Origin of the sequence: Vibrio sp. SALL6 (assembly GCF_002002385.1) — a bacterium.
Classification (GTDB): domain Bacteria; phylum Pseudomonadota; class Gammaproteobacteria; order Enterobacterales; family Vibrionaceae; genus Vibrio; species Vibrio parahaemolyticus.
In genome coordinates this window covers 45,966-63,556 of the sequence record NZ_MQVK01000019.1, presented here as the reverse complement: position 1 = coordinate 63,556, position 17,591 = coordinate 45,966, and the positions used below count along the sequence as shown (strand labels likewise).

Here is a 17,591-nt window from a genome sequence, read left to right as displayed (position 1 = left end):
AAGGAGTAAAAGAAGATGAACAATCATAACGTTATCGTCAGTCCTGACTCAAGCAAATGAATGGAATATGAATGTTGAAATCATCATTGGTTCAAACTCGGTTTGTTTTAATAGCACCATCGAAAACAAACACACATAGGAATCAAACATCATGAAAAAAACAATTATCGCAACAATTGCAGCATTGACTATTGCCCCATCTATCGCACTTGCAAAAGATCCCAGCCAAACCCCATCTAACGTGCAATTTGGCGGCCCAGTTACCGTCGAAAAGTTAGATACGCTATTGAAAGATTCCAATATGTTCACAGAGAAAGACGTAGTAGTAGAAGGTAATTTACTCCGTCAAGTTCGTGCTGATACATTCATTTTTAGCGATGGAACCGGTGAAGTTATGATCGAGTTAGACGATGACATTCGTCTAAATTCTCCGATTGACCAAACCACCAAAGTTCGCCTGTTTGGTGAGTTCGAAGGTGGCAACAAGCCAGAAATCGAGGTTGAGCAATTAGTCATTATGTAAGGTAGTCACAAATTTCGCTTTATATCAGCATGATGTAAGAAATTGTGTCTGTTAACAGATGACGGCAAGCACTTAAAATGATAGCTTTACGATTCTTGGTCTGCTTTTTGCAGACCATTTTTTTGTTCATTTTAATCATCTTGCCCGGAGACGCCATGCTAGGTAAAGCTCTAAAGGTTGCAGCCATTGGTTTGTGTGCTGTTTTGCCATTATCCGCACATGCAAATAATTTCAACTACAACATGATGGAATTTCGCATGGGCACTAGCCCTGGTACTTTTGGTGGCGAGTTCACTACGTACTTTACAGAAAACACCCACTTTGTTGCGCGCGCTGACAGTGAATTCAGTGGTGACTGGGATGTTGCTGGTGGTATTGGTTTCAATGGCCCTGCTGGTCAATTTGCTGATATTTACGGTCAGATGTTGGTACATAACATCAAAGAACACGGCAGCGATAAAGTTGGCGATGAGTGGCGCACAGAGGTCAACATCGGTACTCGCATTTGGTTTATGCAAAATTTAGAACTTCACGCGCGTCTTGGTCAAATCATGGATAACGACAACGCCAATACGATTTACAACGTTGGTGCTCGATTCCACTCGACACAACAGCTGTCTTTAGGCGCAGATTTCAAAAACAACGGTGTTTATGGTCAGCAGATCGTAATGTCTGCTCGTTTCGCGTTCTAGTGTTCAGACCAATCTGATTTCTCTGTAAGATAAAAAGGCCTCCGTTGTGGAGGCCTTTGTCGTATTAAAACTCTTACTTTTTGGTCGACTTTGTTGGTTTGTCTTGAATGTACTTTTTAGACACATCCACAACGGCGATATCTCTGAAGAAGCTTCGGCCTAAGAGAATTGGAAACTTCATGTGATCGCGGTCAGCTAGAGTAAACTCCGTCTTCTCTTTGTAGTCGCCGACTTGAATATAAGCGACAACAACAGCGCGTTTATCTACTTCATCAGAAGATGACTGCTTCACCTTAGCCCAACGCTCAACAGGCACTTTGAACTCTTTGCTCGTCTTACCATTGATGTCGATTTTAAACTGAACCCAATCTTTACCATCACGCTCAAAAGGCACGATTTCCGTCGCACTGATTGAAGACGTTGTTGCACCGGTATCGACTCTCGCTTTAAACGTCTGGTCAATCGCGGGCACATAAACCCACTCTTCTGAACCCAAAATCAGCATACCATCAGGTGTTTTTTGCACCTTCACAGTTTTTTTTGGTTCTGGTTTCTTTTCAGGCTTTGTTTCCGGTTTAGGTTTAACCTCAGGCTTAGGTTCAACCTCTGGTTTCACTTCTGGTTCAACCGTCACCGGTTGTTCAACTTTTGGTGTTTCTGGCTCAACAGGCTCTGTGGTCGTTTGAGTTGACGTACAAGCAATTAAACTGCCGCTCATCATAAGCGGCAGAATCAGTTTCCAGTTATTCATCCACACTCCAATTAAGGTTGAGATACTTTCTTAATTGCGTCAGCTACGTATGGAATATGAGTTTCGGTTAAGCCAGCGATGTTAATTCGACCATCGCCAACACCATAAATGCCATAATCTTCACGCAGTTGCGCCATCTGGTTTTCACTAAAGCCTAGCACAGTAAACATGCCTTTGTGACTCTCAATGAAGTCAAATTGATCTGTATTATGGTTGTTTCTCAATTCGTTACACAAACTTTGACGAAGGCTGACCAAACGTTGTTGCATTTCGCTCAACTCTTGCTTCCAGACAGAAGTCAGGTTCGCATCTTGCAGAATGGTTTTCACTAAAGCCGCACCGTGATCGGGTGGCATCGTGTACGTAGATCGCGCCAACGTTAACAATTTGCCTTTCGCGTTAGTGATGTCTTGCGTGTTCTTACCCACAACAATAGCAGCACCAGTACGTTCGCGGTACAAGCCAAAGTTTTTAGAACAAGAAGTTGTAATCAACATCTCTTCGACATTATCCGCCATGTAACGAAGACCTTTTGCGTCAGCTTCTAAGCCGTCACCAAAACCTTGATACGCGATATCAACAAATGGCGTAAAACCGTTCTTTTGAGAAAGTTCTGTAATAGCTTGCCATGCGGAAAAGTCGATGTCTGCGCCTGTTGGGTTGTGACAACAACCATGCAGTAGAACCACATCTGTCGGCCCTGCTTTAGCAAGATCATCCAGCATTTTTTCAGTGTCGACTTGTTTCGTTTCTGGCGAAAAATAATGGTAGAACTTAACTTTAAGCCCAGCAGCTTCCATTACTGGCTTGTGGTTCACATAGCTTGGATTCGAAATCCAAACCGTTGTATCTGGTTGTGCGACCTTCATTAGGTCACCCAGCATACGCAGTGCACCACTTGCTCCTGGCGTTTGAATTGCAGCAACACGATCCATCGCTGACGTTCCCGTCAGTAGAAGATCAATCATGCTTTGGTTGAACTCTTCACAACCAGCAAGACCAACGTAAGATTTGGTTTTTTGAGTTTCAACAACGACATCTTGAGCCATTTGAATGGCTTTCATGATCGGCGTTTCGCCTGCGCTGTTTTTGTATACGCCAATACCAAGGTCAACCTTGTTTGGACGTTCATCGTTACGGTATGCAACGGATAAAGATAAAATTGGATCTAATACGGGAGTTGGTAGATTAGAAAACATGAAAGTCATAACCCTTTGAAATTCAAGTATCGAACCTCACGTTAACACTATCGTTAAAAATGGCGAAATGATTTTTCACTTATTTCATCAATTAGAGGAGAATATTCTGAGAGCCAAGAGGTTCTGTGCGCCCAATCGTTCACAAAAAGTACGAATCACTTCTCAGGATCTCGCTCTATTCTTCCATTTTGTCTGAACTCTCTTGGAGTCATGCTCGACCACGCTTTGAAGCGCGTACTAAAGTTTGCGCTGGTTGGGTACCCGACAATCTCACCAATATGTTGAATCGGCCACTCTGTTGAACGAAGTAAACGCGCGGCATACTCCATTCGCATGCGCATCAAGTGTGCCATCGGGCTTCGACCAAATTGTTGCTGCGTTAAACGATGTAAATGGGGCTCCGAACATGGATAGAGTGCCGCTAACTGCTCAACGCTCCAGTCTTTATGTAATTGACGCTGAACGAGGTCAAATACGCGGCGAAGTTTAAGCTGATTGCGAGAAACAGATTCCGAAGACGGCATATTCAGCATCAATTCCAGTTGCGCTACGCTGTGAGCACCAACCGCACTACCGTAATCAATGGACAGATTTATGCTACGAAGCAATGTCTGAATACATGAATACATCACTTCCGGTGCAGGTGTTAGTTGATAGCTGATGTTTTCTCCAACCATCGACCACTCTTTATGTTGGGAAAGAAATACCCAAGCGATTTGCCACGTTTCATCTTCCATTCCAAACCCATTTTCAATCCCCGCAGGCACGACCACCAGCGATCCGGGTTCAAGCTCATAACGGCACGCCCCACTTTCTAACCAACCTTTACCACGCACAGTATAAAGCAGCATGTGTTTCTTCTGGTTCTTGCGATAAACGGAAAAGAAGTCACGGCAAGTCGCGATCCCACACTGCACAATGCCTCGTTCTTCCAGTGCAAGCACTCGCGTGTGATCAATGAACTCTTGATAGGTTTTCTCTGAGATGGTGTAGCGCTCTTGCTTTTCTTCCATGTCGGTGGCTCGTACTGTGAGTCATCGCGTTTTTACAATGACAAAATTTATTTGCGGGTGTTAGTTGAGAGTTTTGCAAAAGTTTTGGATGCCTTTGAAAAATACAACGCGAAATCATGGGGATAAACTACTCGCATCAATCTTTAAGGAGAAATGCGATGCTCTTAACACGCGAATACATCGATAAAGCATTTTGGCAAAAGCTGATTGCGATTGGCCTCCCTGTTTCACTGCAATCCATGCTTTTTGCGTTGCTCGGCGTCGTGGATATTTTCATGGTGAGTCTACTCGGCGAATCCGCAACAGCTGCGGTCGGTGTCGGAAACCGCATCTTTTTCTTCAACCTTGCGGTCGTTTTTGGCCTGTGTGGTGCGGTAACGGTGCTGGCTTCTCAATATTACGGCTCAGGGAATATGGCGGGAATTCGCAGAACGTTGGCGCAGTCTTGGTGTATTTCCATTTTAGTGACACTGCCATTTATTGTTCTTTATGCGATTTTTGATGAAGAGATCGTCTCTTTCATGTCAGACGATCCTGAATACGTCACTTATGCACGTGACTATCTTGTGGTTACGGGCTTTAGTCTCATTGCAACGGCGATAGTGGTACCGATTGAAGCGGTATTGCGCTCCGTAGGCCAAACTAAACTGGCAACCAACGTTAGTATCTCCGCGATTGTTGTGAATGTCGTGCTGAACTCCGTTTTGATTTTCGGTTTATTTGGATTCCCTCAATGGGGCGTATTTGGTGCAGCAGTCGGTACTTTTGTTTCTCGATTTTTCCAAACTGCGGTATTGATTTACTTTTTCTGCAAACGTTATGCACACCTGATTCCGACCAAATTCGATTGGGCACAAGGCCGTTTAAAGCAGTATCGTCAAAAATACTTTAAGGTTTCTCTACCCATGTTGGTCCACGATGCGCTCTGGACTGGTGGACTGATCGTTTACAGCATCATCTATGGTCAATTGGGCGTTTCAGAACTTGCGATCATCTCATTCTTATCGCCAATTGAAGGTGTACTGATTTCAACCTTTATGGGATTTGCGGTCGCTGCATCCGTTCTTCTTGGGAATGATATTGGCGCAAAACATTATGATCGGGTCGAGAAAACAGCGTGGTGGTATGTGTTAACCAGCGCAATCTTAGCCACCTTACTGTTTTTCCTAGTGTGGTTGAGCTCGCCTTTGATTCATCATCTATTGGTGCTGAGCCCATTAACCGATGCAGAAATGGCACTCAACGTATGCTTAGTCATGGCGCTGGGTATGATTTTGAGAGTGTTTAACATGGTAGGGATTGGCGGCGTACTAAAGAGTGGTGCGGATATTCGCTACAGCATTTTTATTGATACGTTCGGTCAGTGGGCTATTGGTATTCCCCTTACCTATTACACTGGTATGGTACTCGGGTTGCCTTTGCATTTTGTCTTGATGTCTCTGCTAGCTGAAGAATTTGTGAAAGGCGTACTGACGACTTATCGTATCCAATCTAAACGTTGGATAAACAATATGGTCGAAGATGACCAAACGGTGACAGCGTAACTGTAAATGCACTGACGAACTCACACCAAAAGGGCTCACCCGTTATGCACGCGTGAGCCCTTTTTATGTTTGGAGAATACTTGGTTAGATGTCTGTAAAGCGATGAATGATTTGGTTTGAACTACCACGCCATTCGAGATTGAGGTCTTTCTTGTCTTGTTCAAACTTACCATCAATCAAAACATCGATGTATTGCACCACTTCTCTTTGCGCGTCATCCAGTTCAGCCAGCGTGTAGCCTGTCCAAACCCAGATGTCTTTACCGGGACACTCTTCTCTCACCCTTTTCACGATCTTTAAAATATGAGGCACATTAGCAGGATGAAGCGGATCTCCGCCCGACAACGACAAACCGCGACGTTTAATGCGCGTGTCATTCAAATCATTGATGATCTTGTCTTCCGCTTCTTGCGTGAACAACACACCCGAATCCAAGCGTTGCGTCGACTGGTTGTAACAGCCTCGACACTGATGCACACAGCCCGACACAAACAATGTGCAGCGCGTACCCGGTCCGTTAACAACGTCAATTGGATAATATTGGTGGTAGTTCATAATGCGTCTCTTTGTTATCGCGAAAAAGAAAATCAACCTAAAGCAGGTTGATTTTCAAAGTGTTGAATCGAGTGGTAATTAACCTTATAGGTGTTTCACTCGACGTTTAACTTCTTCTTGTTTGCCGAAGTTAAACGGACGTGCATCTGGGCTGCCCAAGTAGCCACATACGCGACGTGTCACCGATACTTTGGTTGAATCGTGGTTGCCACAACTTGGGCAAGTAAAGCCTTTGCTTGTACATTCAAACTCACCGGTGTAACCACATTCATAACACTCATCAATCGGAGTGTTGGTTCCGTAGTAAGGAACGCGGGTGTAACTGTAGTCCCACACGTTTTCTAGCGCTTCTACGTTACGTTGCATGTTCGGGAACTCACCGTAACAGATGAAGCCACCGCTTGAAATTTCAGGGTAAGGCATCTCGAAGTCGATCTTGTCGTAAGGGTTAACCTTCTTCTCAACGTCCAAGTGGAAGCTGTTGGTGTAGTAACCTTTGTCTGTTACGCCTTCAATCAAACCAAACTCTTTGGTGTCGATGCGGCAGAAACGACTACATAGGTTTTCACTTGGTGTTGCGTACAAGCTAAAGCCATAGCCAGTTTCGTCAGCCCATTGGTTCACCGCATCTTTTAGATGTTTGATGATCGCGACCGCTTTTTCACGCAATACGGCATCATCGTAAACGTGCGCTTCAGTACCAAACAACGCGTTGATAGTTTCATGCACGCCAATGTAGCCTAGAGAAATTGACGCACGGCCGTTTTTGAAGATTTCGGCAATCGAATCGTCCGCTTTCAAGCGCACACCACATGCACCTTCCATATATAGAATTGGGGCAACGCGCGCTTTTACGTTCTCTAGACGAGAAATACGTGTTTCTAGTGCTTTACGAGCAAGACGTAGACGATCATCAAGCAGTTCATAGAACTTCGCTTCGCTGCCTTTTGCTCGAAGCGCGATACGTGGCAAGTTCAAGCTGACTACACCAAGGTTGTTACGACCTTCATGGATAAGTTCGCCATCCTCTTCGTAGGTGCCTAGGAAGCTACGACAACCCATAGGTGTTTTGAATGAACCCGTTACTTCCACGACTTTGTCGTAGTTAAGAATGTCTGGGTACATACGTTTTGAAGCACACTCAAGTGCAAGCTTCTTAATGTCGTAGTTTGGATCTTCTGCCTTGTGGTTTAGACCGTCTTTAATACCGAACACCAGTTTAGGGAATACGGCGGTTTTACGGTTTTTGCCAAGACCAGCGATACGGTTTTTCAAAATCGATTGCTGAATAAGACGAGACGCCCAGCTTGTACCAAGACCAAAACCAAACGTAACGAATGGCGTTTGACCATTTGCCGTGTGCAGTGTGTTTACTTCGTACTCTAGCGATTGGAATGCGTCGTAACACTCTTTCTCGGTGCGCGCTTTAGCAAACTCTTCTGGCTCGGCAATGTTCCACTCTTTCGCGATCTCTAGATGTTTCTCGTAGCTTGTCATAACGTACGGAGCAAGCACTTCGTCGATACGGTTGATTGTCGTACCGCCATAAATATGGCTAGCTACTTGAGCAATAATTTGCGCCGTTACGGCAGTCGCAGTTGAAATCGATTTAGGCGTGTCGATTTCTGCATTACCCATTTTGAAGCCGTGCGTTAGCATGCCTTTCAAATCGATAAGCATACAGTTAAACATCGGGAAGAATGGCGCGTAATCCAAATCGTGGTAGTGAATGTCACCCACTTCGTGTGCTTGAACCACATCACGAGGCAGGATGTGCGTTTTCGCGTAGTGCTTCGCCACGATACCCGCTAAAAGGTCACGCTGAGTTGGGATAACTTTGCCGTCTTTATTCGCGTTTTCGTTGATCAAATCAAGGTTACTTTCTTCAATCAAGCCTTCGATTTCACGAGTTAGTGCACTTTGCTTTTCACGTGCGATGTCGCGGTCATGGCGATATTCAATGTAAGAACGTGCTAGGGCTTTGTAAGGACCTTGCATGAGTTCATTCTCGACCAAGTCTTGAATCTCATGGATGTGAACTTCATCGTGATCTTTTAGCTGTAACTCGACAGCAAGAGCGACATTAAGAGCATAAATGGCGACATCTTTATCTTTGTTTTCCGCTGCCGCTTCAACTGCTGCTTGGATACGATCCCTGTTGAACGGAGCTCTTGAGCCGTCACGCTTGATTACGATTGGTTTCACTTTCTTCTCCTTACCCCAGCATACTCACAGAGTTATCCACAAACACACTATATGGGGTTATTTTTTATTCTGCTAACACAATATATTGTGGCGTATTTAACGAAAAGCACCACTTGAAAACATTGATTTTGATCAATAAAGATCGGCTAGCGGACAAGAACAAATCGATCTTATTGGTACTGATCTCAGTTGCGAAGAAAACCGTGAAAATTGCAAAATTGGAACTAAATCTACTTGCTTTTTTTGGATGTCTTATAGAATAAAGGTTGGAAAGGAATACGCTAAAAACCAGGAGTGAAACAAGCCAATATGCGATCACTATTTGTTACTGCCTTATTAATTTTTAGTTCAACGTCACTTGCTCAAAACTCCATCAACTTAACCAGTTGGAATATAGAATGGCTGTCTATAAATGGAGGTAAGGTTTCGAGAACCAGTGACGATTTCGTCAAACTCAACCAATATGTGGATAAAACTCAAGCCGACATCATCGCCTTTCAGGAAGTCGACTCCAAAGCCGCGGTTCAAAAAGCCGTAGGTGATGGCTACGCGATTTATCTCTCTGATCGAGCTCAATCAAACAATAAGCACCTTCAGTTTTCTGATACCAATCAGTACACCGGTTTTGCTGTGCGCAAAGACATTGAAGTGTCTGACCCAGCAGACTTCTCAATCACGCGTGGTAATAGCAAGTTGCGCTTTGCCAGCTACATCGTCGTTAACCCAAGCCAAAAGGACGAGCTTCACCTGCTCTCTGTGCATCTAAAAGCAGGATGCAGCGGAGCGTACAAAAACAGTCGTGATTGCCAAACACTGAGTCAACAAGGAGAAGCACTTGCGAAATGGATGAGCGAGAGAGAAAAGAAAAAAGAGCAGTATGCCGTAATGGGCGACTTCAATCACAACTTGTCGTATCAACGTGATTGGTTGTGGGCGATCATGACGCTCGGTAACGATGCACAATTGGTAACGCGAGATACCCAAGCCGATTGCAAGGTTCGCTCAAATAAGAACCCAAGCAAAACACACCAATTCCGCTCTTTGATTGATCACATTATTGTGAGCCCGCAAATAAAAGCGAAAAACGCGCATCAAGCGCTGTTCAGCTCACAAGATGTTTTGGATTACAAACTGAGTGACCATTGCCCTGTAAACGCAACGGTAACGCTTAACTGAACGAACAAAATAGCCCAGCATGATGCTGGGCTATTTTATGTTGTAGTTTGTTAGATAGACGTTTGATTAGACGAGAGAAACCGTTCTATCAAAGCGATCTTGGATTCAGCAGCACTACGTCACCCTGCTTTAACCCCGTTCGCACTCTCCCCAACTCTCCAAGCTGAATAAGCCGAGTTTCTACCTCACCGCTGTCTTGCACCACTTTTACGTAGTCCAATTGGCCAACTTGGTAAACCGCCTCTTTTGGCACGCGAAGTACGACATCGTCGGTCAAGGTCAACGCGACTTTGGCGTATGTACCCGGATAGATAGCCGTTGGCGGCTCAAATTGAAGCTTTACGGTATAACTGCGCGAGTTGGCATCTGCCGACGGCGTCACTTCTTTTACTGCCGCTTGCGCGTTGAGGTTGTAAGACGGAAAAACAACGTCCACTTCTTTATCATAAGTCACATAAGGCATGACAGACTCAGCAAAGTTCACCTCTATTTCCAACGAGTTTGGATTGTACATTGATAAAAGCAAAGCCCCCGGCGTCGCGGTATCACCTTTGTTGATGGGCTTTTGCGTGATCAAGCCATCAAACGGCGCAGTAATAATGCTGTAGCCAAAGGTCGTTTCCGCCTCAGAGACCGCCGCCTGAGCTTTATTGAAGTTGGCTTGCGCGGTTTGCAACGCACTTTCCGCTTGGTCAAATTGCGATTGAGGGATCAGTTTTTTGTTTAAAAGCGCTCTGACACGAGAAAACTCCTTTCTCGCCGCATTGAGCTGCGCTTGTGCAGAGGATAAAGCCTGCTCACTTTGACGAACTCGTGCGTCGAGATCATCGCTTTCTAGCCGCGCCAACACGTCTCCTTGCTTCACTCTATCGCCAACCTTCACCAATACCTCCATCACCGATGCCGTTAACCGTGCAGCGATATCGGCGTGCTGCTCTGCAACGACGACGCCCGGAAACTCTCGAACAACCGGTTCGCTGGTTAACATCAGTTGATGTGTCTCTGCGTTATTTACATCAATCTGGTTGGTTTTCGCGTCATGTTCTGTCGGCAATTTTTCTGTAAAAAAACCAGCCATATAGAGAAAAAGAAGCGCGAGTATGGCAAACAGAATCACGCCTAGCCATTTGGTATCTAATTTCATTGCTCTTCCTCCATCTGAGGTAATCCATGTCCTTTGGTGTTTTGGTATGCAAGGTTATAAACCACCGGAACCACAAGCAGCGTAAAGATGGTCGAGGCGGTAATACCGAATATGATTGCCCAAGCCAAACCATTAAAAATTGGGTCTAACGTAATCACGACGTTACCCAGTAACGTTGTACCCGCGGTCAGTAATATTGGTCGCATACGAACAACACCAGATTCAATCAACGCATCATGTAGGCTACGACCTTCAGCTAGCGATTGCTGAACAAATTCAATCAAAACGAGTGAGTTACGCACCACAATCCCTGCTAGCGCAATCATGCCGATCATCGCGGTCGCCGTGAACAGAGCTGGGTTGGGGTAATTACCGATGTCACTGCTTAACACATTCAAAATCCAGAACCCCGGCATAATCCCAATCACGGTCAGAGGTATCGCCAGCATGATGATGCCCGATACCGCAGGTAAACCAGTTTGAATCAACATCACCACAAATACGCCAAGCAGCGCAGCGCCATAAGCAATGCCTAAATCGCGGAATACGTCCACTGTGATTTTCCATTCCCCCTCACCACTCCAAACCACTTCGATGTTGTCTGGCACGCTCCAAGTGACACCAGCGCCATTGCTCAAGTACGTGCGATCTTGCCAGTGACGATGCACATCTTCCGCGTGAGTTGTGTCTTGGTCAGCCATCACATCGGCAATCACTTCACCCGGAACACGCCCAACTACCTCGGCGTAGACATACACAACAGGCTTGAGGTTTTTATGGAAAATCGGTTTGTCCGCTGCACGTTTCACAAAATGACCGACTTCAGACAACTGCACGATAGGCTGAGGAGCATCCACAACCGCCCCATTGGATTCTACTTTTGCAATGCCCGGACGGCCTCGCACATAAAGCTGCTCTAGTTGATTCAGGTTATCTCTGTCTTCGCGTCGGAGCTGCACTTCGATAGGCAGTGGGTCCACTTCTCTTGGATCGGCGATATAACCGAGCACTTTGGCGTTCGCGGCGGTAATAAGCGTGTTATTGATATCAGCAACAGAAACACCAGACAGCGCCGCTTTTTCTTGATCAACGATGAATTGCCACGTTTCTAAATCACCTTGGATGCTGGTATCCACCTCAGAAACCAACTGTTCTTTGCGAAGCCTATCCGCGACTTTCTCTGCTTGGATCATCAGATCTTCATAAGATGTCGCTTCATCACCGTAAACTTCTGCCGTAATGGTGGCGATAACAGGCGGGCCTGGCGGCACTTCGACTAGCTGCACGTCAGCGTCAAACTTATCTGCAATCTGCTCTAAATCCGCCCTAAGTCGTGTCACCAGTTCGTGTGATTGCATTGCGCGGCGATTCTTCTCTGCAAGAACGACTCGAAGCTCGCCTTGGTATGGTTCGCTACGCATAAAGTAGTGGCGCACCATGCCGTTGAAATCCATTGGGGAAGCGGTGCCTGCAAAGCCCGACACACTTGTCACTTCCGGCACCGTCATTAAATAGTCCGTAAAGCTAGACAGCGCGTTGGAGGTATCCACAAAGCTTGAAGACTCTGGCATGTTTAATACCAATTGGAACTCATTTTTATTGTCATAAGGCAGCAACTTGAGTGGAACTAAGCGAAGTGCTGGCAACAATGCTGCCAAGACGAACAACAAGGCAACCAAACCAAGGAAAAGCCATGCTTTCTTGCGACTTTCAAGTAGCGGAATCAACACACCACGATACAAACGATACATCGGCGAAGATTGGATGTCATAGTGGCCGTTTTCCTCAGCACCTTTGAGTAGCTTCTTGGCAAGCCAAGGCGTGATCATAAACGCGACAACGGTACTAAAGATAACGCTGATCGGAACGTTGAACGCCAGTGGCGCCATGTAAGGCCCCATCATCCCAGTGATAAAAAACATCGGCGTAAACACGATCACGATTGCGACCGTCGACATTAACAAGGCGCTACGAATTTCTGCCATGGCGAGAACAATCGCATTGGTTCGTGTTAGATTTTTGCGTTTGAGGTAGCGTTCAATGTTGTCGATGCTCGCGATCGGATCGTCCACGATCAAACCTAGCGCCAAAATCAACGCAAAGAGTGTGACTCGGTTGATGGAATAGCCAAATGCCAAGTCCATCCCGAGCGCGGCGCCATAGCTAATCGGAATCGCGATACCAACCACCAATGCGCTTCGCCAGTTCAAGAACAAACCGACAAACACCACGACCGTTAGAATAGAGATGCCAAGGCTTGATACCAAGTTGTTTACTTTCGCATTCGCCGTTTCGCCATAGTCACGAATGACTGCAACTTGAACTTGTGGAGGAAACTGCTCGGATTGAAGCGCCGCCAGTTTATCCCGAACAGACTGAGCGACGTTAACCGCGTTCGAGCCTTTTTGTTTAGCGACAGAAATGAATACCGCTGGGTATGCTTCATCGTGGTTTTTATCGCGATACCAAGTATCGGATGTTGCCTCACCTTCACCATCGTAAATACGCGCGACATCTTTCAAATAAACGGGTTTGCCATTGAGCACCGCGATAACAAGATCGCCAACTTCTTCGGCGTTGGTCAGAAACCGTCCCGACTCCAATGTGTAATTTTGCCCGTTTACGCGAACGTTCTTGCCTTGGGTTTTGCTATTACTGAGCTGAATGGCCTGTTCGAGGTCATCGATGGTTACTTTGAAGTTTGCCATCGCAACGGAATCAAGCTCTATCTGGATTTTTCTCGGCTCACCGCCAATCACTTCCACCTTGTTGGTGGCATCCAATGATTTAATGCCTAACGTGGCTTGGTCTGCAATACGTCTCAACTGATGGCGATCGAGAATGTCTGGATCGGTGGAATAAATTGCGGCAACAACAATGGGTACATCATCGATTTCAACAGGCTTTACAAGCCAGTTAGTGACAGAAGGAGGAACTTTGTCTTGATTGGAATAGAGTTTGTTGTAAAGCTTAACCAGAGCATCTTCGCGGTTTTCGCCGACATAGAAACGAACGATGACTTGCGCAGCACCTTCCATTGACGAAGAATAAACATATTCCACACCGTCAATTTGGCTAACAAGCTTTTCTAATGGTTCAGTGATTTGATTCTCGACTTGAGAAGCGCTGAGTCCGGGAGCCGAAACCAATACATCTGCCATCGGCACAACGATTTGCGGGTCTTCCTCTTTCGGGGTCAACCACAAGGCCGCGGCACCGACCACAAGCGCGAGTAAGATCATGATCGGAGGGAAAAAGCTGTTCATCACAGACTGAACAAAACTTCGCTTTAGTTTGTCGGGCATCCTTTCCCCTCCATATCAGATTGATTGTTTACGCGTTCGCGGTTTTCATCTTCTTCGCGTTACGGTTAGTAATGATCGCTTTCGCGAACAGAGATCCAACTAACATCGCAAGGAAGAACACTACAATGCTCACGTTGCCTAATGCCAGACTCGCAACCGCAGGGCCAGGACAAATACCTGCCAAACCCCAACCTAAACCAAAGATCGCCGCACCAGATAACAAACGTCCGTCGATGTTCTTATTGGTTGGTGTGCAAAACGCTTCACCGCTAACTGATTGTTTTCTCGGCTTGATGATTAAAAAATAGCTTGGCATGAATACCGCGAGTGCGCCGCCCATCACAAAAGCCAAACTTGGATCCCAACTGCCAGAAATATCTAAAAATCCAATGACTTTAGCTGGGTCGATCATGCCGGACACCGCCATGCCCATACCGAATAACACACCGCTCAAAAGAGCAGAAAAACGAAAAATAGTCTTGTTCATGGAATCTCTCTTAAACTAGGTGAAGTCGAACGAATACCGTTAGGCCAGCGACGGCCATAAATACACAGGTCGCCACAATAGAGCGCTTAGACAAACGGCCCATGCCACAAATGCCGTGTCCGCTAGTACATCCGTTACCCAGTCTGGTCCCGATTCCGACCAATAAACCAGCGGCAATCACCATCCCTAAAGAAAGGTTCGCGGTACTAGGAGCCGCAACGCCCAACATCAGAACGCTAATCAAGCCACCAGCTATCATTCCAACCGCAAAAAGCAATCGCCACGAATAATCACCTTTTTTCGGTGACATAATGCCATTCATAATTCCACTGATTCCGGCAATTTTACCGTTAACCAACAACAATATAGTGGCGGAGATCCCTAACAAAATGCCACCAAACAACGATTCCCATGGAATAACGTTTAACATTATTTACCTCTAAAATCTTAGCTACGAATTAGTTACAGAAAACGCCATGAAGCGCTTTAATTAATGACTCAACTCTCGGTTCTGACAACGAATAAAACACTTGCTGTGATGCCTTACGAGCCGTGATCAATTTGTGTTTGCGAAGCACCGTTAAATGCTGTGAAAAGGCGGATTGGCTAAGGAACGAGTTCTTTTGCAGTTCCCCAACACCAACTTCACCTTGGGTCAGTTGGCACAACACCATTAGCCTTTCCGGATGTGCCATTACTTTTAGGAGATCAGCAGCTTCATTTGCATTGCCTTTCATTGCTGCTACATCCATATCTGTATAGCTCATGACTCACCTCTACATTAAAAACTAAATTAGATATTACTAAAACAATATCTTTAGTCAACACTAAATTAGTAATTGTGAATTTAGATAAATTAACATTAGACATTTCTAATTTAGTTAATTATAGTGATGAACATCAAAGGATGGCGTTCTCAGTTTGAGAGTACGAAGGAGAAGAGTTATGACGTTAGAAAATGCAGTACGAGTTTTTGCAGGCACGATGGTATTGGTCTCGGTCATACTAACCGTGTTCGTTCACAGTAACTTCATTTGGTTCACCGTGTTTATTGGCGTTAATCTTATTCAAAGTGCTTACACGGGAATCTGCCCTGCTGCTTATTTTTTAAAGAAATTTGGTTTTAGATAATCTAGAGCGTAGTGACCTTTCACACAGGCTATTCGTGAAAGGTCAGCTCGCCCTAAAACTTGGAGTTAAAAATGACTAAGATCTTAATCGTCGGTGGTGTTGCAGGTGGTGCATCTGCGGCGGCGCGTGCTCGTCGTCTAAGCGAAGATGCCGAAATCATCATGTTTGAACGTGGCCCATTCGTTTCATTTGCCAACTGTGGCTTGCCTTATCACATCGGCGGCGATATCCAAGAACGCAGTAAGTTACTACTGCAAACGCCAGAAAGCTTTTTAGCACGCTTTAACGTTGATGTTCGCGTGATGAATGAAGTAGTTTCTATTAACCGACAGGACAAAACCGTTACGATCAAAAACCTGTTGGATGAGTCTGAATACGTAGAATCATACGATTTCCTACTGCTTAGCCCAGGTGCTGGCCCTATTGTTCCGCCAATCCCAGGCCTCGATAACCCGCTCACCCACTCGCTACGTAACATTCCAGATATGGATCGCATCATCGAAACGATCCAAATGAACAAGCCAGAGCATGCGACAGTTGTTGGCGGCGGTTTCATCGGTTTAGAAATGATGGAAGCCTTCCACCAACTTGGCATTAAAACCTCTCTGATCGAAATGGCAGACCAAGTCATGACGCCAGTAGACCGTGAAATGGCAGGTTTTGCTCATGCAGAAATTCGTGACAAAGGTGTCGACCTCAAACTTGGCGTCGCGCTTGAATCTGTGAAATTCCTACCTAACGAGCACGTTGCAAGTTTCGACTCTGGTGAGAGTGAGAAACACCAACACCTAGAAGGTGAATTGGAGTTAACACTGAACAACGGTGAAAAACTCACTACCGATATTCTGATCATGGCAATCGGTGTGCGTCCTGAGACAAAACTGGCGCAAGAAGCTGGCCTTCAAATTGGCGCGCTAGGCGGTATTTACACGAACGAATACATGCAAACCAGCGATCCTTCGATCTACGCTGTCGGCGACGCGATAGAAGAGAAAGACTTCGTGACTGGCGAGCAAACTCTAGTACCACTTGCAGGCCCGGCAAACCGTCAAGGCCGTATGGCAGCGGACAATATGCTCGGCCGCAAAGAAACCTACCAAGGCACACAAGGGACAGCGATTTGTAAGATCTTTGACCTTGCAGTGGCTTCTACCGGCAAAAACGAGAAGCAACTAAAACGCGCTGGTATCGAATACGACAAAGTGTACGTGCATACAGCAAGCCACGCGAGTTACTACCCTGGCGCTGAAGTGGTGTCATTCAAAATGTTGTTCGACCCACAATCAGGCAAGATTTTAGGTGCTCAAGCAGTTGGTAAAGATGGCATCGATAAACGCATCGACGTTATGGCTGTTGCACAACGTGCTGGCATGACGGTTGAACAACTGCAGCATCTTGAACTGACTTACGCGCCACCTTACGGCAGTGCGAAAGATGTGATCAACCAAGCGGCATTTGTGGCAAATAACATCATCAAAGGTGACGCAACGGCGATTCATTACGATGAAATCGACAACCTGACTGAAGATCAAATTCTCCTCGACGTCCGTAACCCGGGTGAATTGGAGTCTGTTGGTTATCTTGAAGGGGCAATCAACATTCCGGTTGATCAGCTGCGCCATCGTATGGGTGAACTACCAAAAGACAAAGAGATTGTGATTTACTGTCAAGTAGGCTTGCGCGGTAACGTGGCATACCGTCAACTCGTCAACAACGGTTACAAAGCTCGTAACTTGATTGGTGGTTACCGTACTTACAAGTTTGCAAAAGCGTAATGTAATCTTCGCAAACATTAAATCTGTTTGATTTGAGAAATAGAAACGGCTGATACATATATCAGCCGTTTTTCTTATCCCGAATATTGTA

The 17,591-nt window shown here is 45.7% G+C and carries 16 protein-coding genes; 6 read left to right on the top strand and 10 right to left on the bottom strand.

Features of this window, described 5'->3' with window-relative positions; translation table 11 throughout:
- The first annotated feature begins 151 nt into the window (after positions 1-151).
- The gene (locus BIW15_RS11100; RefSeq protein ID WP_021484658.1) at positions 152-523 is read left to right on the top strand and encodes a YgiW/YdeI family stress tolerance OB fold protein; all 372 of its coding nucleotides are present in this window, start codon (positions 152-154) and stop codon (positions 521-523) included.
- Between the two features lie 155 nt (positions 524-678).
- Positions 679-1,215 carry a hypothetical protein gene (locus tag BIW15_RS11095; protein ID WP_005460944.1) on the top strand — a complete coding sequence of 179 codons (537 nt, stop codon included), beginning with the start codon at positions 679-681 and terminating at the stop codon, positions 1,213-1,215.
- 73 nt (positions 1,216-1,288) lie between these two features.
- Here BIW15_RS11095 and BIW15_RS11090 read toward each other — a convergent pair whose 3' ends face one another.
- The 3 genes from BIW15_RS11090 to BIW15_RS11080 all read right to left on the bottom strand — a co-directional run bounded on the left by BIW15_RS11090 (position 1,289) and on the right by BIW15_RS11080 (position 4,178).
- A complete protein-coding gene (locus BIW15_RS11090) occupies positions 1,289-1,966 on the bottom strand; it encodes an ATP-dependent zinc protease (RefSeq protein WP_053313674.1) in 678 nt (225 codons plus the stop codon).
- An 11-nt stretch (positions 1,967-1,977) separates the two neighbouring features.
- On the bottom strand, positions 1,978-3,165 hold the full coding sequence (locus BIW15_RS11085) for an amino acid aminotransferase (RefSeq protein ID WP_025501139.1): 1,188 nt from the start codon (positions 3,163-3,165) through the stop codon (positions 1,978-1,980).
- A 155-nt stretch (positions 3,166-3,320) separates the two neighbouring features.
- A complete protein-coding gene (locus BIW15_RS11080; protein ID WP_005460898.1) occupies positions 3,321-4,178 on the bottom strand; it encodes an AraC family transcriptional regulator in 858 nt (285 codons plus the stop codon).
- A gap of 158 nt (positions 4,179-4,336) precedes the next feature.
- Between BIW15_RS11080 and BIW15_RS11075 the strand changes: the two genes are divergently transcribed.
- Entirely contained in the window at positions 4,337-5,722 is a 1,386-nt protein-coding gene (locus tag BIW15_RS11075; RefSeq protein ID WP_005460916.1) for an MATE family efflux transporter, read from the top strand.
- A gap of 84 nt (positions 5,723-5,806) precedes the next feature.
- Here BIW15_RS11075 and nrdG read toward each other — a convergent pair whose 3' ends face one another.
- A complete protein-coding gene (nrdG, locus tag BIW15_RS11070) occupies positions 5,807-6,277 on the bottom strand; it encodes an anaerobic ribonucleoside-triphosphate reductase-activating protein (protein WP_005394529.1) in 471 nt (156 codons plus the stop codon).
- 84 nt (positions 6,278-6,361) lie between these two features.
- Complete coding sequence (gene nrdD / locus BIW15_RS11065; protein ID WP_020842161.1) at positions 6,362-8,482, bottom strand: anaerobic ribonucleoside-triphosphate reductase; 2,121 nt, start codon at positions 8,480-8,482, stop codon at positions 6,362-6,364.
- A gap of 309 nt (positions 8,483-8,791) precedes the next feature.
- Here nrdD and BIW15_RS11060 point away from each other — a divergent pair, with 309 nt between their 5' ends.
- Positions 8,792-9,658, top strand: a complete 867-nt coding sequence (locus BIW15_RS11060; RefSeq protein ID WP_179115271.1) for an endonuclease/exonuclease/phosphatase family protein — start codon at positions 8,792-8,794, stop codon at positions 9,656-9,658.
- Between the two features lie 88 nt (positions 9,659-9,746).
- On the opposite strand, the gene BIW15_RS11055 is transcribed toward BIW15_RS11060, so the two are convergent.
- The 5 genes from BIW15_RS11055 to BIW15_RS11035 are packed head-to-tail and all read right to left on the bottom strand — an operon-like array spanning position 9,747 to position 15,361.
- Positions 9,747-10,802: an efflux RND transporter periplasmic adaptor subunit gene (locus tag BIW15_RS11055; RefSeq protein WP_029804788.1), complete on the bottom strand. Its 1,056-nt coding sequence runs from the start codon at positions 10,800-10,802 to the stop codon at positions 9,747-9,749.
- Positions 10,799-14,107 carry an efflux RND transporter permease subunit gene (locus BIW15_RS11050; RefSeq protein WP_029839641.1) on the bottom strand — a complete coding sequence of 1,103 codons (3,309 nt, stop codon included), beginning with the start codon at positions 14,105-14,107 and terminating at the stop codon, positions 10,799-10,801. The genes BIW15_RS11055 and BIW15_RS11050 overlap by 4 nt, the downstream gene beginning before the upstream one ends.
- A 28-nt stretch (positions 14,108-14,135) precedes the next feature.
- The gene (locus BIW15_RS11045; RefSeq protein WP_005460965.1) at positions 14,136-14,594 is read right to left on the bottom strand and encodes a YeeE/YedE family protein; all 459 of its coding nucleotides are present in this window, start codon (positions 14,592-14,594) and stop codon (positions 14,136-14,138) included.
- 10 nt (positions 14,595-14,604) lie between these two features.
- A complete protein-coding gene (locus BIW15_RS11040; protein WP_005479368.1) occupies positions 14,605-15,024 on the bottom strand; it encodes a YeeE/YedE family protein in 420 nt (139 codons plus the stop codon).
- A gap of 28 nt (positions 15,025-15,052) precedes the next feature.
- A complete protein-coding gene (locus BIW15_RS11035; protein WP_005460911.1) occupies positions 15,053-15,361 on the bottom strand; it encodes a metalloregulator ArsR/SmtB family transcription factor in 309 nt (102 codons plus the stop codon).
- 178 nt (positions 15,362-15,539) lie between these two features.
- Between BIW15_RS11035 and BIW15_RS11030 the strand changes: the two genes are divergently transcribed.
- Together BIW15_RS11030 and BIW15_RS11025 are read left to right on the top strand one after the other, a co-directional pair.
- Positions 15,540-15,725, top strand: a complete 186-nt coding sequence (locus BIW15_RS11030) for a DUF2892 domain-containing protein (RefSeq protein ID WP_005460908.1) — start codon at positions 15,540-15,542, stop codon at positions 15,723-15,725.
- 71 nt (positions 15,726-15,796) lie between these two features.
- Complete coding sequence (locus BIW15_RS11025; protein ID WP_077281006.1) at positions 15,797-17,500, top strand: FAD-dependent oxidoreductase; 1,704 nt, start codon at positions 15,797-15,799, stop codon at positions 17,498-17,500.
- Positions 17,501-17,591: the final 91 nt, after the last annotated feature.

Coding starts and splice junctions, on each gene's coding strand:
- BIW15_RS11100 (WP_021484658.1), top strand. CDS start 152: ATGAAAAAAACAATTATCGCAACAATTGCAGCATTGACTATTGCCCCA.
- BIW15_RS11095 (WP_005460944.1), top strand. CDS start 679: ATGCTAGGTAAAGCTCTAAAGGTTGCAGCCATTGGTTTGTGTGCTGTT.
- BIW15_RS11090 (WP_053313674.1), bottom strand. CDS start 1,966: ATGAATAACTGGAAACTGATTCTGCCGCTTATGATGAGCGGCAGTTTA.
- BIW15_RS11085 (WP_025501139.1), bottom strand. CDS start 3,165: ATGTTTTCTAATCTACCAACTCCCGTATTAGATCCAATTTTATCTTTA.
- BIW15_RS11080 (WP_005460898.1), bottom strand. CDS start 4,178: ATGGAAGAAAAGCAAGAGCGCTACACCATCTCAGAGAAAACCTATCAA.
- BIW15_RS11075 (WP_005460916.1), top strand. CDS start 4,337: ATGCTCTTAACACGCGAATACATCGATAAAGCATTTTGGCAAAAGCTG.
- nrdG (WP_005394529.1), bottom strand. CDS start 6,277: ATGAACTACCACCAATATTATCCAATTGACGTTGTTAACGGACCGGGT.
- BIW15_RS11060 (WP_179115271.1), top strand. CDS start 8,792: ATGCGATCACTATTTGTTACTGCCTTATTAATTTTTAGTTCAACGTCA.
- BIW15_RS11055 (WP_029804788.1), bottom strand. CDS start 10,802: ATGAAATTAGATACCAAATGGCTAGGCGTGATTCTGTTTGCCATACTC.
- BIW15_RS11050 (WP_029839641.1), bottom strand. CDS start 14,107: ATGCCCGACAAACTAAAGCGAAGTTTTGTTCAGTCTGTGATGAACAGC.
- BIW15_RS11045 (WP_005460965.1), bottom strand. CDS start 14,594: ATGAACAAGACTATTTTTCGTTTTTCTGCTCTTTTGAGCGGTGTGTTA.
- BIW15_RS11040 (WP_005479368.1), bottom strand. CDS start 15,024: ATGTTAAACGTTATTCCATGGGAATCGTTGTTTGGTGGCATTTTGTTA.
- BIW15_RS11035 (WP_005460911.1), bottom strand. CDS start 15,361: ATGAGCTATACAGATATGGATGTAGCAGCAATGAAAGGCAATGCAAAT.
- BIW15_RS11030 (WP_005460908.1), top strand. CDS start 15,540: ATGACGTTAGAAAATGCAGTACGAGTTTTTGCAGGCACGATGGTATTG.
- BIW15_RS11025 (WP_077281006.1), top strand. CDS start 15,797: ATGACTAAGATCTTAATCGTCGGTGGTGTTGCAGGTGGTGCATCTGCG.